Annotated in this window: 11 protein-coding genes; 6 read left to right on the top strand and 5 right to left on the bottom strand. The window is 36.0% G+C overall.

Features of this window, described 5'->3' with window-relative positions; translation table 11 throughout:
* Positions 1-13 precede the first annotated feature (13 nt).
* Together CLU97_RS13075 and CLU97_RS13070 are read right to left on the bottom strand one after the other, a co-directional pair.
* Positions 14-3,058, bottom strand: a complete 3,045-nt coding sequence (locus tag CLU97_RS13075; RefSeq protein WP_183084567.1) for a DUF11 domain-containing protein — start codon at positions 3,056-3,058, stop codon at positions 14-16.
* 93 nt (positions 3,059-3,151) lie between these two features.
* The gene (locus CLU97_RS13070; RefSeq protein ID WP_147436480.1) at positions 3,152-3,724 is read right to left on the bottom strand and encodes a hypothetical protein; all 573 of its coding nucleotides are present in this window, start codon (positions 3,722-3,724) and stop codon (positions 3,152-3,154) included.
* 787 nt (positions 3,725-4,511) lie between these two features.
* Here CLU97_RS13070 and CLU97_RS13065 point away from each other — a divergent pair.
* Positions 4,512-5,342: an SDR family NAD(P)-dependent oxidoreductase gene (locus CLU97_RS13065; protein WP_121488314.1), complete on the top strand. Its 831-nt coding sequence runs from the start codon at positions 4,512-4,514 to the stop codon at positions 5,340-5,342.
* Positions 5,343-5,401: 59 nt separating this feature from the next.
* On the top strand, positions 5,402-6,322 hold the full coding sequence (locus CLU97_RS13060) for a helix-turn-helix domain-containing protein (protein WP_121488313.1): 921 nt from the start codon (positions 5,402-5,404) through the stop codon (positions 6,320-6,322).
* 64 nt (positions 6,323-6,386) lie between these two features.
* Here the strand turns inward: CLU97_RS13060 and CLU97_RS13055 are convergent, their stop codons facing one another.
* Both CLU97_RS13055 and CLU97_RS13050 read right to left on the bottom strand, forming a co-directional pair.
* Positions 6,387-6,845 (bottom strand): hypothetical protein, encoded by a 459-nt coding sequence (locus tag CLU97_RS13055; protein WP_121488312.1) that lies wholly within the window; start codon positions 6,843-6,845, stop codon positions 6,387-6,389.
* Positions 6,846-7,056: 211 nt separating this feature from the next.
* Positions 7,057-8,088 carry an IS110 family transposase gene (locus tag CLU97_RS13050; RefSeq protein WP_121488311.1) on the bottom strand — a complete coding sequence of 344 codons (1,032 nt, stop codon included), beginning with the start codon at positions 8,086-8,088 and terminating at the stop codon, positions 7,057-7,059.
* Between the two features lie 623 nt (positions 8,089-8,711).
* Between CLU97_RS13050 and CLU97_RS13045 the strand changes: the two genes are divergently transcribed.
* The 3 genes from CLU97_RS13045 to CLU97_RS13035 all read left to right on the top strand — a co-directional run bounded on the left by CLU97_RS13045 (position 8,712) and on the right by CLU97_RS13035 (position 12,149).
* Positions 8,712-9,851, top strand: coding sequence for a helix-turn-helix domain-containing protein (locus tag CLU97_RS13045; protein ID WP_121488310.1), 1,140 nt, complete (start codon positions 8,712-8,714; stop codon positions 9,849-9,851).
* A gap of 156 nt (positions 9,852-10,007) precedes the next feature.
* Positions 10,008-11,066, top strand: a complete 1,059-nt coding sequence (locus tag CLU97_RS13040) for a serine hydrolase domain-containing protein (RefSeq protein ID WP_121488309.1) — start codon at positions 10,008-10,010, stop codon at positions 11,064-11,066.
* Between the two features lie 72 nt (positions 11,067-11,138).
* Positions 11,139-12,149, top strand: a complete 1,011-nt coding sequence (locus tag CLU97_RS13035; RefSeq protein WP_121488308.1) for a S41 family peptidase — start codon at positions 11,139-11,141, stop codon at positions 12,147-12,149.
* Positions 12,150-12,334: 185 nt separating this feature from the next.
* On the opposite strand, the gene CLU97_RS13030 is transcribed toward CLU97_RS13035, so the two are convergent.
* Entirely contained in the window at positions 12,335-14,677 is a 2,343-nt protein-coding gene (locus CLU97_RS13030) for a hypothetical protein (protein WP_228437695.1), read from the bottom strand.
* A gap of 352 nt (positions 14,678-15,029) precedes the next feature.
* Here CLU97_RS13030 and egtD point away from each other — a divergent pair, with 352 nt between their 5' ends.
* Positions 15,030-16,010, top strand: a complete 981-nt coding sequence (gene egtD / locus CLU97_RS13025) for an L-histidine N(alpha)-methyltransferase (RefSeq protein ID WP_121488307.1) — start codon at positions 15,030-15,032, stop codon at positions 16,008-16,010.
* The last annotated feature ends 11 nt before the right edge of the window (positions 16,011-16,021 follow it).

Genomic DNA, 16,021 nt, shown 5'->3' with positions numbered 1-16,021 from the left:
TTATTAAAAATTACTATTCATTACAGCTTCTTACTACACAGTTCCAGGTGGTTCCGTTGTAAAGCTTTATGCAGTTATCCACGGTATCGTAGATAAGCATGCCCTCTACAGGATTGGTAATCATTGAACTCTGAGTACGTGTGATGACGAATCCTTTTGTTTTAGATTCAAGGGCTACTGCTCCGTTTGGAATATTTTCCGGCCATCCGTTCTGTTTGGCCTGGATGGTAATACCGATTTTCGTAATCGTATCGGCAGGAGAGGTATTAGGATCTTTTGTACAGAAAGTACATGCAAGTATTTTTAACAGGTTAGACGCTACAGAATTGGCAGCCCCGCACTGTGACTGAGGATCTACAGAAACCGTAGCCTGATTGTTGAGATATTTGCTTCCGTTAGTATCGGTATAAGCCATTGTTGCGGAGTTATTGGTATCTACCTTAAATTTAACCACTGCGGTTTGTCCCGGTGCTATGCTTATTCCTGTAATATAAAGCAGGCCTCCTGTGAAGGTAGCAGTTCCATTGGCTGTAAAGTTACTCTGAACCAGAGATCCGGCTACATAAGTTTGAGCAGCATCCAGATTATCCATAAATTCAACATTGGTAATAGGGTTTGCATCATTATTCGTGATATTCACTGTGTATTCCAGCTCAGTAGAAGACGTTCCGAAACATCTGTCCACAGATTTGGTTACCGTTGGTTTTGTAATGACAGTGCTTGGAGTAAAAGTAATGCTGGTATCCTGGAATCCTGTGGTACCGCTGTCATCATCACTTCTGTAAGGATTAGGGCTGTTAATTCCTCCGTTTACCGTATAATTGAAATAAGTAGCATATGTTCCTGCACCAGAAGGTTTTACTTTGATATAAATATAAGAGTTTCCTGATGGTACAGTAAGGTTATTCAATGAGAAATTCTGTCCGGAATAAGCCGGAGTTTCTGCTCCGAGTCCTACATAGCTGTCTGCTACGTACTGTAATCCTGCTGGTAAAACATTATTGATGTTAATGGTTTTAGGTATACAGTTATTGTTCTTAATATTAACCTTTAATGTTCCTTCTTCACATGTTGGCAGCTGGCTTTCCACATAAGATGCAATAAGGTTTACGTTATCAGCATTAGGTTCAATAGGATTTACGCATACAAATGACATATCACCAATATAAAGGAAATCTACCTTATTGAACACTTGCTCTCTATTGATCGTCCATTCTATCACAATTTTTTCAACCGGTTTTTCAAAGTCTACATTTACCGTTGCAAAGTCCAGAAAATCTAAAAATGGTTCAGTTCCTATAGCTGTACCCGTTGAATTGTCGATAGTATATCTTCTCAGTAAAGCATTAAGCTCAGGAGTAGCATTGTAGGCATAATTAAGTTTTGGAGCAACCTGAGTGGTTCCGCAATAGCCTATTATTTTTACTACAGCAGCTTGTCCTGCCAGCCTGGTGATACCCGCAACCTGGAAGCTGGCCTTAGCAGCTTTGCTTCCGCTTACATCTTTTAAATTGACAGTATAAGATACCTTACCTGCAGCACCATCCAGATCATCATATCTGGACAGTTGAGTCCATGTACCAAACATTCTGGGGAAAAAAGTAGGGATCCACTCAACGCCTGACGGATAGGTAACACTGATGTCGGCAGATAATGCACCGCTTGTAGGCGCTGTTCCGGCTAATGGTACATTGGCTAACGTATTGTTATTCATACCCGTTGTTCCACCGTTAAACCATGCCTGTGCATTTTGAAGCGTTTGTTTTCCTCCATTACAGGTCTGGCATGTAACAGGGCCTGTTTTACCCACTACGGTAAAATACTGTCCGTTTTTAAAGTTATAATAAAATGTAGCTTTTCCTCCACTTACACTTACAGGAGGAACAAAGGCTGTATTGGTTGTGAATCCGCTGTCATCAGCAACGTATAAAGCAATTTCACTGTTAACGCTGTAAGAAGATATATCAACCTGGATATATGCCGCACCTACAGTACCGGTTTCCTGTACCAGCCATGTTTTATTGATTCTTTCAGTACCGCTTTCCAGTGCAGGGCAGCTTACCGGAGTGGTTCCTGTATTGATGTTATTATCACCAAACATTATGAAGCCTTTGTCTGCCAGTGAAGTTCTTGTCACTATAGAGTTAGGTGAAGTGAAATCATTAATCGTTGATGCGGTAAGGATACTGTTGTCATTAATACTGTGGGATATTTTTTGATCAAGAGCACCGGCAATATCTCTTCCGATACCAAAAATATTATTGTTGAATGCTGTATTGGTAGAAGAATTCCAGACAACCGTTGCATCAGAATTAATATAATTTTGCGGCTGTACTAGTGTAATACCATACTTTATTGCAAAATAAGAATCTACCTTATCTCTGTCTTGTGTAGATAAGCTCACATTATAGTAGGCAATTTCCGGTGTTCTTCCTGCGAAACCATATATGCCGCCACCCACCTGAAGATTAGGATAAAGACTTCCGTCACTGATAGCCCCTGAAAATGTTGCGAAATTTCCATTGTAGCCCACCTGCTTGTTATTACCGCTTACTATGGAGCTTGCCTGTGCTCCCATTAAAATCATTTTGTTTAAAACCGGAGAAACAGACGTATTCTGTACATTAGGTACAGCTGCGTCAATATAGTGAAGCGTTACGTAATCTCCTATCGGGCTGAATGTATTATCAATACCCAACCCAAAACTGTGGGCTGCTCCACTTGTAGGGATATTGGCAAATCTGAAAATGTGATTATAAATGGCATTGGTATTTCCGGATTTTGCCCCTACAGCAAAAGTAGTATGTAATCTGCCCAAAACCGTCTGATCTACTACACCCGTAAAGTGTACAGCATCAGTTGCATTAAAGGTATAAAACGGATTATAATTACTGTTGGTATCTCCGCTGGATAATAAAACAGTTCCGCTTTCGCTTTGGTTGAGGGTAAACCCGCTGGCTCTGTCCGTCCAATTGGTTAAAGTAGCTGTAACACCAGCATCATACCAATATTTCAAGCCTCCGGTAACGCCTCCCGGAGCCTGAGCTTTTGTGAGCATGAATACATTCATTATTAAGAATATACCCGTTAGTATATTGTTTTTTTTCACTTCAATTTGTTTAAAATTTAAATATTAGCACAGATCTCTTTTTTAAATAAATGAAGATGGAGGAGGGCGGTTTTTATACTGAAACCAGTAATAGTCTTTAAAAACAATAAAACTGTTGCTGATGATCTTATTATTAATAAAGTTTGGATATTCGGGGGGAAGTCTCAGTCTTTTATTTTCAATGAAATAATTTGCATATTCATGAACCGTAACTGATGCTGAAATAGCTTGTCCTTTTGAGTGTAATAAAAAGAAATCATCAGGCTGGGGTATAGCAAACTGAACAGGCTTTACTTTTGGATAGGCTTTTGTTTTCTCTGCAGAATGGCTGGCTATGGTTTTCTTAGAGTTGAATGCCGATTTCTTTTGTTTTCTGAATTTAGGTATGCCTTTCTTTTCTGAGGTTTTTTCTTCGAAATCCTTCAGGTCTGCCTGGCGTATTTCTCCCAAATTGGCAACGTAAATTGTTGTATTTTCTCCAACAGTAATGTCGGTTCCCTTTGCATAATAGAGAACCTGCGACTGTACAGGAGATACGAAAAATAAAAACAACAACAAAGAAGCCCATTTGTATAAAGGGAAAAATAGCTTCATTTGTTGTTGTAAGGGTTTCATTGTGTGTGTGTTATGCCTGTAAGAAACATAGGGGGTGTTTCAGAACATTTTTGATTCAGGAAAAAGGTCTAAATCATATATGATGAGGGAATTAAGGTTTTTAAGGGATCTTTGAAGCGTATATAACCGGATAAAATTCAGTTATGTTTTCTAGGGCTTGGGAATGTTAGGTTAGAAAAATATTTTTTCTAAAAGAATAAAAAGAATAAATTTTTTTCATGATGTAAATTTTTTATAATGGATACTGTTTTTTTTATGTGTTTTATTAATGAAACTTTTATTTAATGCAAGTTTTAGTCTAAAAGATTGTTGATTTTACATTTTGCTTTCTGTGGTAAAATTAGACTAATATTAATAGCTTTTTTACAATTTTGTTTGTAATATTAAGCCATTTTAGGAAATTTATTTATATTATTTATGTTTTTGTTTTTCAGTTCTTTATATAAGTTAAAAAGCAAATTTTCCCTGATAAGTCAAATTATAGAATGTCTGATTTTTAAAAGAAGATAAAACAGGTCTCATTTTATCTTCCTAATACGTAGAAAAGCAGAAGTGATTTAAAATAAAAAGGCTGTTCACCTCTCTCAATAAAATAAATAAATGTTTCAAATGGTGAAATGTGAATTTTACTTACAATTTGGTTATATATAAAATATTACATTTTTGTCTGATATCATAGCGGGTATGAAATAAAGATCCTCAATTCGACTACAAAGGTCTGCGATTAGCCTACAATTCCGGAAGGCAGGCTGTATAACTTTGCTCTGTAAATAAAACATTTAAAATTATGATACAGCAAAATAGAATCTGGTTTATAACCGGAGCATCAAGAGGTTTCGGACGCATCTGGACAGAGGCAGCATTGGAACGTGGTGATAAAGTTGTGGCAACAGCCAGAAAAAAGGAAAGCATTGCAGACTTTGAAGAGAAATACGGTGATAATGTTCTGACCCTGGAACTTGATGTTACCCATCCTGATCAGGTGAAAGAAGCCGTAAATAAAGCGCATCAGCATTTTGGAAAACTGGATATTGTACTGAATAACGCAGGATATTCACTGGTAGGAACCATAGAAGAGGCCAGTGCAGATGAAATACGTGCTTTATATGAAACCAATATTCTGGGTCCTGTAAGTGTAATTCAGGCGGCACTGCCGATATTAAGAGAACAAGGGCATGGACATATTTTAGGGACTTCAAGTAATCTGGGACATTTTACACTGCCTGTTATTGGGTATTACAGCTCTTCTAAATGGGCTTTTGAAGCCATCCACGAAAGTCTTGCAGAAGAAATAAAACAATTCGGGATTAAAGTAACCATTATAGAACCGGGAGCTTACGCCACAGAATTTGGAAGCCAGGACTCCCTGAAGTTTTCTCAAAATCTGGACGCGTACAATGATTTTAAAGCAGAGTTTATAAAGACCATTCAATCTTATGAAAGAGGAAATCCCAATGCAACACCACAGGCGCTTTTCAAGGTTGTAGATGCTGAAAATCCACCGTTGCGTTTTCATTTGGGAAGCCATAATCTTCCACAGGTGAAAGCTGTATATGCAGACAGAATCAGTCTATGGGAAGCGTGGGACGAGGTTTCCAGTGCTGCACAAGGAGAGTAAAAACTATAAAACCGGTTATCTGTGTATAATCGGTTTTTTGTACCTTTAAAATACTATTTATGAAAAAGACAGATCAAACGCCATTAAAATTCGAATCCCTGTTTGAAGCGAGTCAGTTTTTTGGACTGCCGAAACCCAAGCATCCTCTCATTAGCTTAATGAATGGGGCGCATAATCTGGTGCTGACGGATAAATTGTCTCAAAGACATGTTTTGAGCTTCTATAAGATCTCCTATAAACCTAAATTAGACGGAAGAATAGAATATGGCCAGGGCTATTACGATTTTAATGAAGGCGGATTATTATTTGCAGCACCAGGCCAGGTAATAGGAGGGAACGGAAACAGTGATACGGTCTGTTCCCAATATTCTTTGCTCATTCATCCCGATTTCTTTTTGGGATATCCCATCGCCAGAAAAATCAAACAGTATGGCTTTTTTTCCTATTCTACAAAGGAAACACTGCACCTTTCTGAAGAGGAGAAAAATACGGTACTTTCTATCTTCAATTTTATTGAATCTGAACTCAACAGCCGTATTGATGATTTCAGCCATGATGTGATGATCTCTCAGATTGAATTGCTGCTTAACTATGCCAATCGTTTTTATAAACGCCAGTTTATTACCCGTAAAGCAACCAGCAGCACCCTATTACAGAAATTTGAAGACTTGCTGGATGCTTATTTTAAAGATGAAATGTCTCTTAGTAAAGGAATACCCACGGTGAGTTATTTTGCGGAGCATCTTCATCTTTCACCAAGTTACTTAAGTGATATGCTGCGTTCTTTAACAGGGCAGAGTACCCAGCAGCATATTCATGATAAACTGATCAGTGAGGCCAAAGAAATGCTTTCCACCACAAGCTTATCTGTGAGTGAGGTAGCTTATGCACTGGGATTTGAGCATTCCCAATCGTTCAGTAATTTATTTAAAACAAAAACCAAGCTTTCTCCTTTAGAATTCAGGAAGTCTTTTAATTAACAGGATGGTTGTCATCCGGTTAATATGAATTCAGCTGTGCGAAATCTTCTGATCTTGTGTAAAACTAGCGGACAAGAAGATAGATTCCAACACCAATGGCGGTATAAGCGGTCACGGTAAGAATATCTGCAATGGGTTGTGAAAAGCGTTTTTCTGCAATTTTCTCGCTGTTGATCTGGTTCTTATGGAACTTCAGACTTGTTTTAGCATTACGAACAGGGTGGGCTACCAGGCTGTCGCTTTCCCATCGGTCAACGATTACTTTATAACTCTTACCATTGACTTCAATTTTAACATTTTTACCAGGCGCAAGTTTCTCCTGCACATTCACCGGAGCTGATGCCTGTACTGCATTCAGGTTTTGAGGTGCCGCGCCTGTACTGTTCATTTGTGGGGAAGCTGTATTGGTAGGAGCGGTATTTTTTTTAGGATCTTGCGCCGGATCCACGGGCTTTTTTACCTGATAGGTATAGCAGCTGGTAAGGGAAAATAAGATAGTGATGAGATAAAAATTCTTTCGCATGAGCCAAATTTAAGAATTAAACGGAATATTTGGGAGTTTCTTTTGAAAGATGATGTTTTTTTTGAAATTTTTGTGGGAATTGTATTGGCTTGGGGTGTAGATAGAAATGGTTCTTATAATTTGAGACTTTATTGATATTCTCGTCAAAGTTTTAAGCCTTGACGAGAGTATATTGTTTAATTGATAATATCGAGACCACACTAAAGGATTTCTATGTTAATATGCAAGAATTTTTTTCTTCATTTAGTGTTAATTCGTTTTTTGAGATAAAATGCTCATTTCGATTAATTACCGCGATAATCCTGTGGACAAGTTTGTTCTTTACGGCATTTAAAACACTCATTTTATTTTTTCCCTGGCTTACTTTTCTATGGAAGTAAGCTTTTAATTCTTGATCTGATCTTATGGTAGCCATTGCAGCCATATGAAGTAGTTTTTTAATTTTAGTATTGGCCATTTTTGATACTCTTTCTTTTTTTATAATTCCTCCCGATTCATTTTTGAATGGAACAACTCCGATATAACATGCCAGATGCTTTGCATTTCTGAATGATTGAAAATTATTTGTAATGACTATTAAATTGACAGCACATATATTTCCAATTCCTGGGATAGAAGTTAAAAGCTCTTTACTGCGTCTTATATCATGATCTTCATTGGTGAGTAATTCAATTTTCTCTTCTATTTCTTTAATAGAGACTTCCAGGGTTTTCAAGACTTTTTTATAAGATTGAACCAGTAGGTTATATTCGAATCTATCATGGCTTACAGCTTCCCTTAATTGATTATGGATAGCTATTTTTTGAGATAGTAAGGTTTCCCTGCTCTTAGTCAGAATCTGCATTTGTTTTACATGATCTAAAGGCTCGGAATAAATAATAGCCCTGTCATTATATCTTACTCCATATTCAGCGATTCGAAGTGCATCTTTACGATCACTTTTGCCCCGCATATCAGTGCTTGCACGCTTAATTCTCAAAGCATGTTCTACCCATAAATTGAGACCTGATTTTACACAAATTCTCTCTAAAGGACGATTATAAATACCTGTGTTTTCGCAACAAATAAGTATATCTTCTTTTTTGACCTTTAGTACTTTTAGCATTTCTTTCAGATAAGATTGTATGCTTTTTTCATTATTGGCAATAACTGTTTCACTCTGAATTTGTAAAGTGGAACTTATTGCAGTACAGTCCAATTTTGATTTGGACACATCAATTCCTATTACGTATTTTTGTTTCATAAGAAAAATGTTTTTTCCACAATGAGAGTGTTGTCTAAGCCCTTGATAATAGGTCGTTAACCTGAATTTCTATTATGACCTTACTCTCAAAGAAACAGGGGTCATAATCTTTGCATAGGTCTGAGAACCTTGTTTATGTAATGATTCACCCTGTTTCTTGTGAAAAGATTAATAACGGGAAAGCTAATAATCTTTAATTTAACTTTATAAGTACAAACTAAAGGGTTTATAATGTATTGGTACTATTTTGAGGGGACAAAGAAGGATTCAACTTTGTTGATTTTTTTAAGCGGTTGCATAGCCATACGGCTTCATCATCGACTTTGTCGATTCTCTTTGCTTCCTTTTGAATAAATAGATTGAATTTATCTTTGCGTTTAAAAAATAAAGATTGTAACGGTTATCGTTATTGAAGACCACTATAAAAATGCAGAAAATTATTATTTATACCTTCATATATTCACTCTTCCAGCCTCCAACCTCATCATATGATTGGTAAAAAATTCAGACCATATCAATCTAATTTTTATATTTGCACGTGTTGGATTTTGAATGGTAAAAAGACTACCGGAATTCCCATAAAAACGTAAAATAAAATAACCAGAAACAAAGAAGAATCAGGAATGGATAAAAATAATTTATTAATTATTGTAGCTTCGGTTTCTGTATTCATTTCAGTGCTTCTTGCTATTTTCCTCGTTACCGTAAAAACCAAATACAGGGTAAGCAATGTTTTATTTGCTGTTTTTCTTATGATTAACGCTATAGATATTAGTGAACCTTTGTTTAATTTGTTTGTGGATGGGCCATCCAATCCGGGAATATTTAAAAATATGCTTGTTTTCCTGCAAATCCCGGTTTTTTATCTCTACGTTTTATCCGTTTGTTATTCAGATTTTAAACTTAAACCCAAACATCTGCTGCACGCACTACCGTTTTTAATAGCTAATCTGGCTTTACTGCCTCGTTTTTATGGTGTAGATACGGCATCAAAAATTCACTTTATTGAAAACCGACAGAGCATGATAGAACTGAAATTTAATCATATTCTGCTGCACGTTCAGATGGTTATCTATTTCGTTGCGGTTTTCAGGGTATTAAGAAAATCGAAGACGCTTTATCTTGAAAATTATGCAGGGAAAAGTCTAAATTCTTACAATTGGCTGTTCCAGTTTACGATTGTTTTGTGCATTGTATATGCTATAGCTCTTCTAAAAAATATTCTTAAATTTTCAGATTATGTACACATTTCAGAATTGATAAAGGCTGGGCTTTTGTTATTATCACTTTTCATTATTTGCTGGTATCTTTTCAAGGCATTAAATAATCCGGAGCTTTTCAGAAACGTAGATTCAAAATTGAAACTGGTGGCTGAGATGGTTTCAGAAGAAAAAAGTAATGAAGAATCTGTAACCAATGACAGGGAATATAAGGAGGAGATTTTGAGATTAAAAAATTATATGATCGATAAAAAACCTTTTCTTAATTCTTCACTCACGATTCAGGATATTTCTGGTGAAATTGGAATTCCTGTCCGGGATTTGTCTCTTTTAATCAATCATCAGTTGGGGCAGCATTTTTATGATTTTGTAAATAGCTATCGTATAGAAAATGCAATGGCTATCTTGAAAGATGAAACTAAAAGTAAGGTAACAATCCTTGAAATTCTGTATGAAGTTGGTTTTAATTCAAAATCGTCCTTTAATACTGCTTTTAAAAAGCATACTGGTAATACGCCAACTTACTATCGAAAGAATCTGTAATTCAGTTGTTTGTAATTATTCGTACTCTTTTTCTGAAAGATTAGTACTTATTTTCCAGGGCAAATGAGAACGATTACTTTTATTCGGTCGCATAACTTCAGGGTCTTCCACATCTTTGTATCGAAATAAATTTTTAACATTAAAAAAAACGATACAATGAAAACATCATTTCAATTTTTAGCAGTACTGTTATTCCTAAGCAGCTTTTCTTTTGGACAAAAAATTTCCACAAAGATTGATTCTATTATACAGGATAATTATAAAAAAAATCCAGGTGTAGGGATCAGTGTTGGTTTCATTAATGATACCGAAGAATATTATACTTCCTATGGTAAGCTAAATGCGGAAAGCCAGGCTAAAATTGACAAAAACTCTCTATTTGAAATTGCGTCAATCACTAAAATTTTAACTTCAAATTTAATTGCCCAGGCGGTTATTGAGCGTAAAATAAAGCTGGATGATTATATAGATGGTTTTCTTCCCAAAGAATATGTATTAAATGAAAATCTTAAAAACAAAATCAGGATTTCAGATCTCGCATCACATCAATCTGGTTTACCCGATATAGACTTTCCAAAATTAATAGAACTGAACCCCCAGCAGCCTGTAAGCAGTGTTACCCAAAATACATTGACATCTTTAATCAATAACTGTAATGAGCTTAAAGATTATGGTAAATACCGGTATTCTACCATTGGATATACTTTACTTGGGCAGATTCTGGAAAAAATATATGGTAAAAGCTATGATGTCATTATCAGAGAAAAGATGACAGATCCATTGAAAATGAAAACGACACTAACCAAAGATTTTAATGTGAAAAACAGAACAACGGCCCACAATCCGGAAGGAGGAATCCAGGAATTCTTCAATTGGAATGTTACAGCACCTGCGGGATTAGTGAAATCTAATGCCGTTGATATGATCAGGTTTTTAAAAGCTGTCTTGAATGATAAGACCAGAATAGGGCAGGCTTCCGCAATGGAGGAAAAAATCTTTTACAAAGATGAAAAAAGAGAAATGGGGTTAGGGCTAAATATTTCAACGGATGATCAGAATACCCTTTATTTAAAATCCGGGGATTCTATGGGACAGTCTTCCATTATATGTTACAACAGGGCTAAAAAATGGGGCATTATCATCCTTCTTGATCAGAGAAATTCAAAAATGAGACAGGATCTGCTGAATAATATTTATGATAATGTTCTGAAATAACTGTAACATGAAAAATGAATCTTTTACAAGTAAAGAGAATTTCAATTTATTAAATGTCAATACCCATTTCCCATGAAAAAATTACTGACCGGAATTGTTCTTTTTCATTCCCTGTTATCGTATGCACAGAAGGATGAAAAAACGATCGTTCTTTCTGAAATTACAGAAAAAGTGAAGCGTTATTATATTGATAAAGAAGCTTACAAAAAAGTGGATTCGCTATTTCAAAGCGATCTTAAAAAAGGAACATTTAATAGATTGAATAAAAATGATTTTGCATCGCTTCTCGGCAGGAAACTGAGATCGGAGATAAAAGACTACCATTTTTCTTTCAGATATCTGGAAAACTATAGCCCCGAAAAGGTAATGGATGAAAAAGAAAAGGAGAAACTGCATGATTTTCACAACAGTCTTGAGAATTTTGGTTTTGAAAGTGTTCAGCGATTGGAGGGGAATATAGGGTATATTAGTTATAAAGGCTTTGCTTCATTGAAATCCAGTACCAATACCTTAGCTGCTGCTATGAATTTTGTTGCCAATACGAACGCTTTGATTATTGATCTCAGAGAAAATCAAGGAGGAGATAATGATATGCTTCTCCTGTTCTGCAGTTATTTTTTTGATAAGAAGACAAATCTCTATACCACCTATTTCAGACATGAGGATAAAACAGTGATGAACAGTACACAACCAGATGTTTTGGGAGCAAAGTATCTCCATAAAAAAATCTATCTCCTTACCAGTAAAAATACTTTTTCCGCAGCGGAAGCACTTGCTTACTTTTTGCAGCAGCATAAACTGGCTGAAATAATAGGTGAGAAAACACCTGGAGCAGCCAATCCGGTAGATCATTTTGTCATTCAGAATCAATATTTATTGCTTGTTCCTACAGGGAAAGTAAGTTCTGTGGTAGATCATAAAAACTGGGAGCATATTGGTGTGAGCCCGGACCAGGAGGTAAAAGCCAAAGATGCTTTAAAAGCGGCTCAGATCACCATTTTAAAAAATATTTTAGCCACAGAAACGAAAACAGAATTGAATCCATCTGAAATAAAAAACCTTATTCATAGATTAGAAAAATAAACCATCCATAGTGTTTATGTGATGGGGCTTTTGAAAATCCATTCAAAAAAAGGGACATGTCTGAGTGTAGACTTGTCCCAATATGTGTTTAACGTAGAATCATTTTCGGATCCTTTTATAAGAAAAATATTATTTCATAATCTGCTGATCAAAAAGAAGATTGTCATCTTCATCAAAGCTTATGATCAGTACTTTAAATTGTTTCGCACTGTCATTATTAAAAATTTAATTCTTGGCGGAACATAATCACTGTCAAATAAATTAGGATTCCAGTACAGGGTTTCGCGGGTATCACTTTCAATTTTTTCCTTGGCACTATCATCTATCATTTCAATAGGGAATTCAGAAGGTCTGTCATATCCTTTAATGACCGCTGAGTTATTATTAGAGGTTTCTTTTTGGGTACTTTTAGATTTCATATTGCCCTTCATTGTGTAGATGGCTACGGCATCACCTATTAATCCTGATCCTTTAATGATTTTTACCATCGCGATGTTATCAATGGGAAGGCTGGCGATCATACTGGGATCTGTTGATACTTCATCTAAAAACAGCTTAGCCTGCTGACCACGGATGTAAGGTACATTCACCCCGGAATTATTTCTCTGAAAAGTTAATCCGGCAGCTTTTCCCTGAAGCCAGTCCAGAATATTCATTGATCCTGCAGCATGCTGGTCTTCATTAACGAAGTCGAATACCGTAGAATTGAGGGAGCTGAACATTCCGGTGGAAAGTTGTTTATCCAGCTCTTCTTTTGGGTCTTTCTTTTTTCCTACCAATGCTACTTCCTGAATCTGGATATCATTACTCTCATTCTTTTTAATGTTTTTCTGAGTATTGATAGCTCTGGCAATGGCTGGGGGAAGCGTTTTGTTTTCACCGGATTTTACCAATGTGTATTTTGTGCCTGGGAAATTTCCTTTAAATTCGGTAGGATTCACCAAGGGTTCTACTGTGACAAAAAGATTATCATTACCGGAATCTTTGTCTTTTTCTGCGTTCACAAATAATGAAACATTCAAAGGTTCATCCGTGTTAATGTTATTCAAATAAACATATCCGTTTTGATCCGTTTGAAACTGATTAATAATAGGTTCTCCTTTACCGGCTCTCAATACTAAATTTACTGTAGAATTGACCATTAGCGCATTATTCTTAATAGGTTTCACCCTGTAAGAAAGAAACTGCTGAGAAACGGTTTTAATGGCAGGTGCGGAACCGCTAAGGACAGAATTCCAGTCAAATCTTTTCCAGGTTTCGGAAATAAGCAGAGCATCCAAAGCTTCAGTATTGGCGGTTTTAGAAAAATATTGTGCCGGGCTGTCTATTTTTGAAGTAAAATCTCCTGTTAACCAAAGTCCGCTCAGAATATTTTCTTCGTCCGGGCTTTGTGTGCCATTATCTTCACTTACCAGAACAGTATAATTTTTGAAATAAGATTCCGGAGAAAGATCAATGCTGTTGAAAGCTCTTGGAGTAGGTTTTAAGCTCTGACCTACTATTTCTGCTTTTTCAATCTTTAAATTACCCGGTCTTATGAAACAAAGTCTTTGGGCAACAAGATTATCCTGATCATCAAAAACGGCCAGCTGAAAAACAGCATTAGCTCCATTGCTCACTTTTGTAGGAATGAGACTGGATGCATCATTGGTCAGATGATTGATGTTTGCCCTGTAAGCAAGGTGGTTATTGATAAATCCGACAATTTTATACCCTTGAAGCTGTTGTTTTAAATTAACACCTTTCAAAGTATATTTAATGCCTTCTTTGGAACTGTTAACTTCTATAGTAAGACCCGTGTCTGCTACCTGCGGAAGATCTATGGTCTGGCTTTTTCCTGTATTATCCTGAATGACAGCCTGGTATTTCTTTCCGGATGCCGGAGTTATTTTAAACGAAGCAACATTTTTATCAAAAGATTTAAAGGTTGCTATAGGAGTTTTAGGATTTTGCGTGTCAATTACTTTTCCCGACCAGCTTTCCGGCAGAGATGCGTTAGCAGATAATCTTATCGCAAATTTTGTAGGCATACCATTGATAAAAGTTCCTCCTTCCGGAAAAGCTTTGGCAGACCAGTCAGAACTTTTGGAAACCACCAGTGCTTCCTTGGAATTCGGATTGTAAACCGGAAGTGCTTTTACGACCTGAAAATCTTCACTAAAATTCGTCATGTAAGGAGTATAAGCTCTCACAAAGTAAACCTGCTCAGGAAGATCTTCTTTCAGCTGAAAATCTCCGCTGCCTTCACCATTGGTAAGGAGTATAGTCTTCCAGTCGATTAGTTTTTTATCAGAACTGTACAATTCAACAAATAGGGTAGTAGACAATGTGGAACGGTTATATCCGTCGAAAACAAAACTTTTAAACCAGATTTTGTCACCTGCAGCATACTGTGATTTGTCTGTAAGGAGATATACTTTTTCCTGCTCGTAATGATCTTCAAGATTGGTAATTGCTTTTTCCAGTTTGGTTTGTGCCAGTACAGGTTGTACCAAAGAAAGGAGCAATACACAGAACATATTTTTCATAGAAATCTTAGCGCATTTAATTCTGTGCTAATTTAATGATTTAAAGACTTCGAAAACTGATATTGATTTAAATTAAGGTGTATTTCTCTTAGATTTTGAAGATGAGGTTTTAATTACCAATTCTATAATTAATTTTTTAGGAAAAAAAGCCCTGAAAATGCAATTGTATCAAGGTGTAGTACTTAAAAATGTTCAGAATTTCATCAATAAAATAAGATGTGGTAGCATAAAATCATTAATAAAGCCTATCTTTAATTATATGAATTGGAGAAGCTTACAGTCTGACAAAAAGTAATTAAAAGTGTCGGCAAGATAGTTGTATTCAATGAATCACCCAACCAAAATATAAACTATGAACGTACAGATAAAACAGGATTATCGTTTTAATAATGATTATACCGACAATTTCGGCTCGGATATTTTAAAAGGATTGTCCACTTATCCGAAGAAATTGTCTTCAAAATATTTTTACGACAAAACTGGCGACCGTCTTTTTCAGCAGATTATGGCCATGCCGGAATATTATCTTACCAATTGTGAGCTGGATATATTTCAAAATAAAACAGAAGAACTCGCAAAAGCAATTTCCAATATCAATGAATCTTTTGATCTTATAGAATTGGGGGCAGGCGATGCCATGAAATCATCTTACCTACTCAAAAATCTAGTAGATAAAGGGATGGATTTTACTTATATGCCCATTGATATTTCCGGGAATATTCTTTCTGTTTTGCAGGAAAATCTAACGAAAAAGCTGCCGGAGCTTAAAATAGTACCCTTAGAAGGAGAGTATTTTAGTATGCTTGATAAAGCGGCCGGAATTTCGAAAAGAAAAAAAGTAGTTCTTTTCTTAGGCGGAAATATTGGCAATATGGAAAGTGAAGAAGCCAGACATTTCTGCAGTGAAGTGAAAAGAAAACTGAATGCAGGAGATTTGTTTCTTGTAGGTTTTGATCTCAAAAAGAATCCGAAGACTATTCTTGCTGCATACAACGATCCTGCGGGAATTACCGCTTCATTCAATCTTAATCTTCTGACAAGAATCAACAGAGAGCTGAAGGGTGATTTCAACGTGGATAATTTCCAGCATTATCAAAATTATGATCCTATTTCAGGGGCTTGCAGAAGTTTTCTGGTAAGCCTTTGCGATCAGGAAGTTCAAGTGGGAAAGCATTTGTTCCGCTTTAAAAAAGATGAGTGGATAGATATGGAAATTTCTCAGAAATTTTCAGAACAGGATATCAAAAAGCTGGCAGGAGATTTAGGATTTCATATTCTTGTAGAGATTAAAGACACCAAAAACTGGTTTGTAGATTCTATCTGGATGGTATAATTTAAAATGAT

The organism is Chryseobacterium sp. 7, from assembly GCF_003663845.1.
In the GTDB taxonomy this organism is placed as follows: domain Bacteria; phylum Bacteroidota; class Bacteroidia; order Flavobacteriales; family Weeksellaceae; genus Chryseobacterium.
This window is presented reverse-complemented; position numbering and strand designations above follow the sequence as displayed.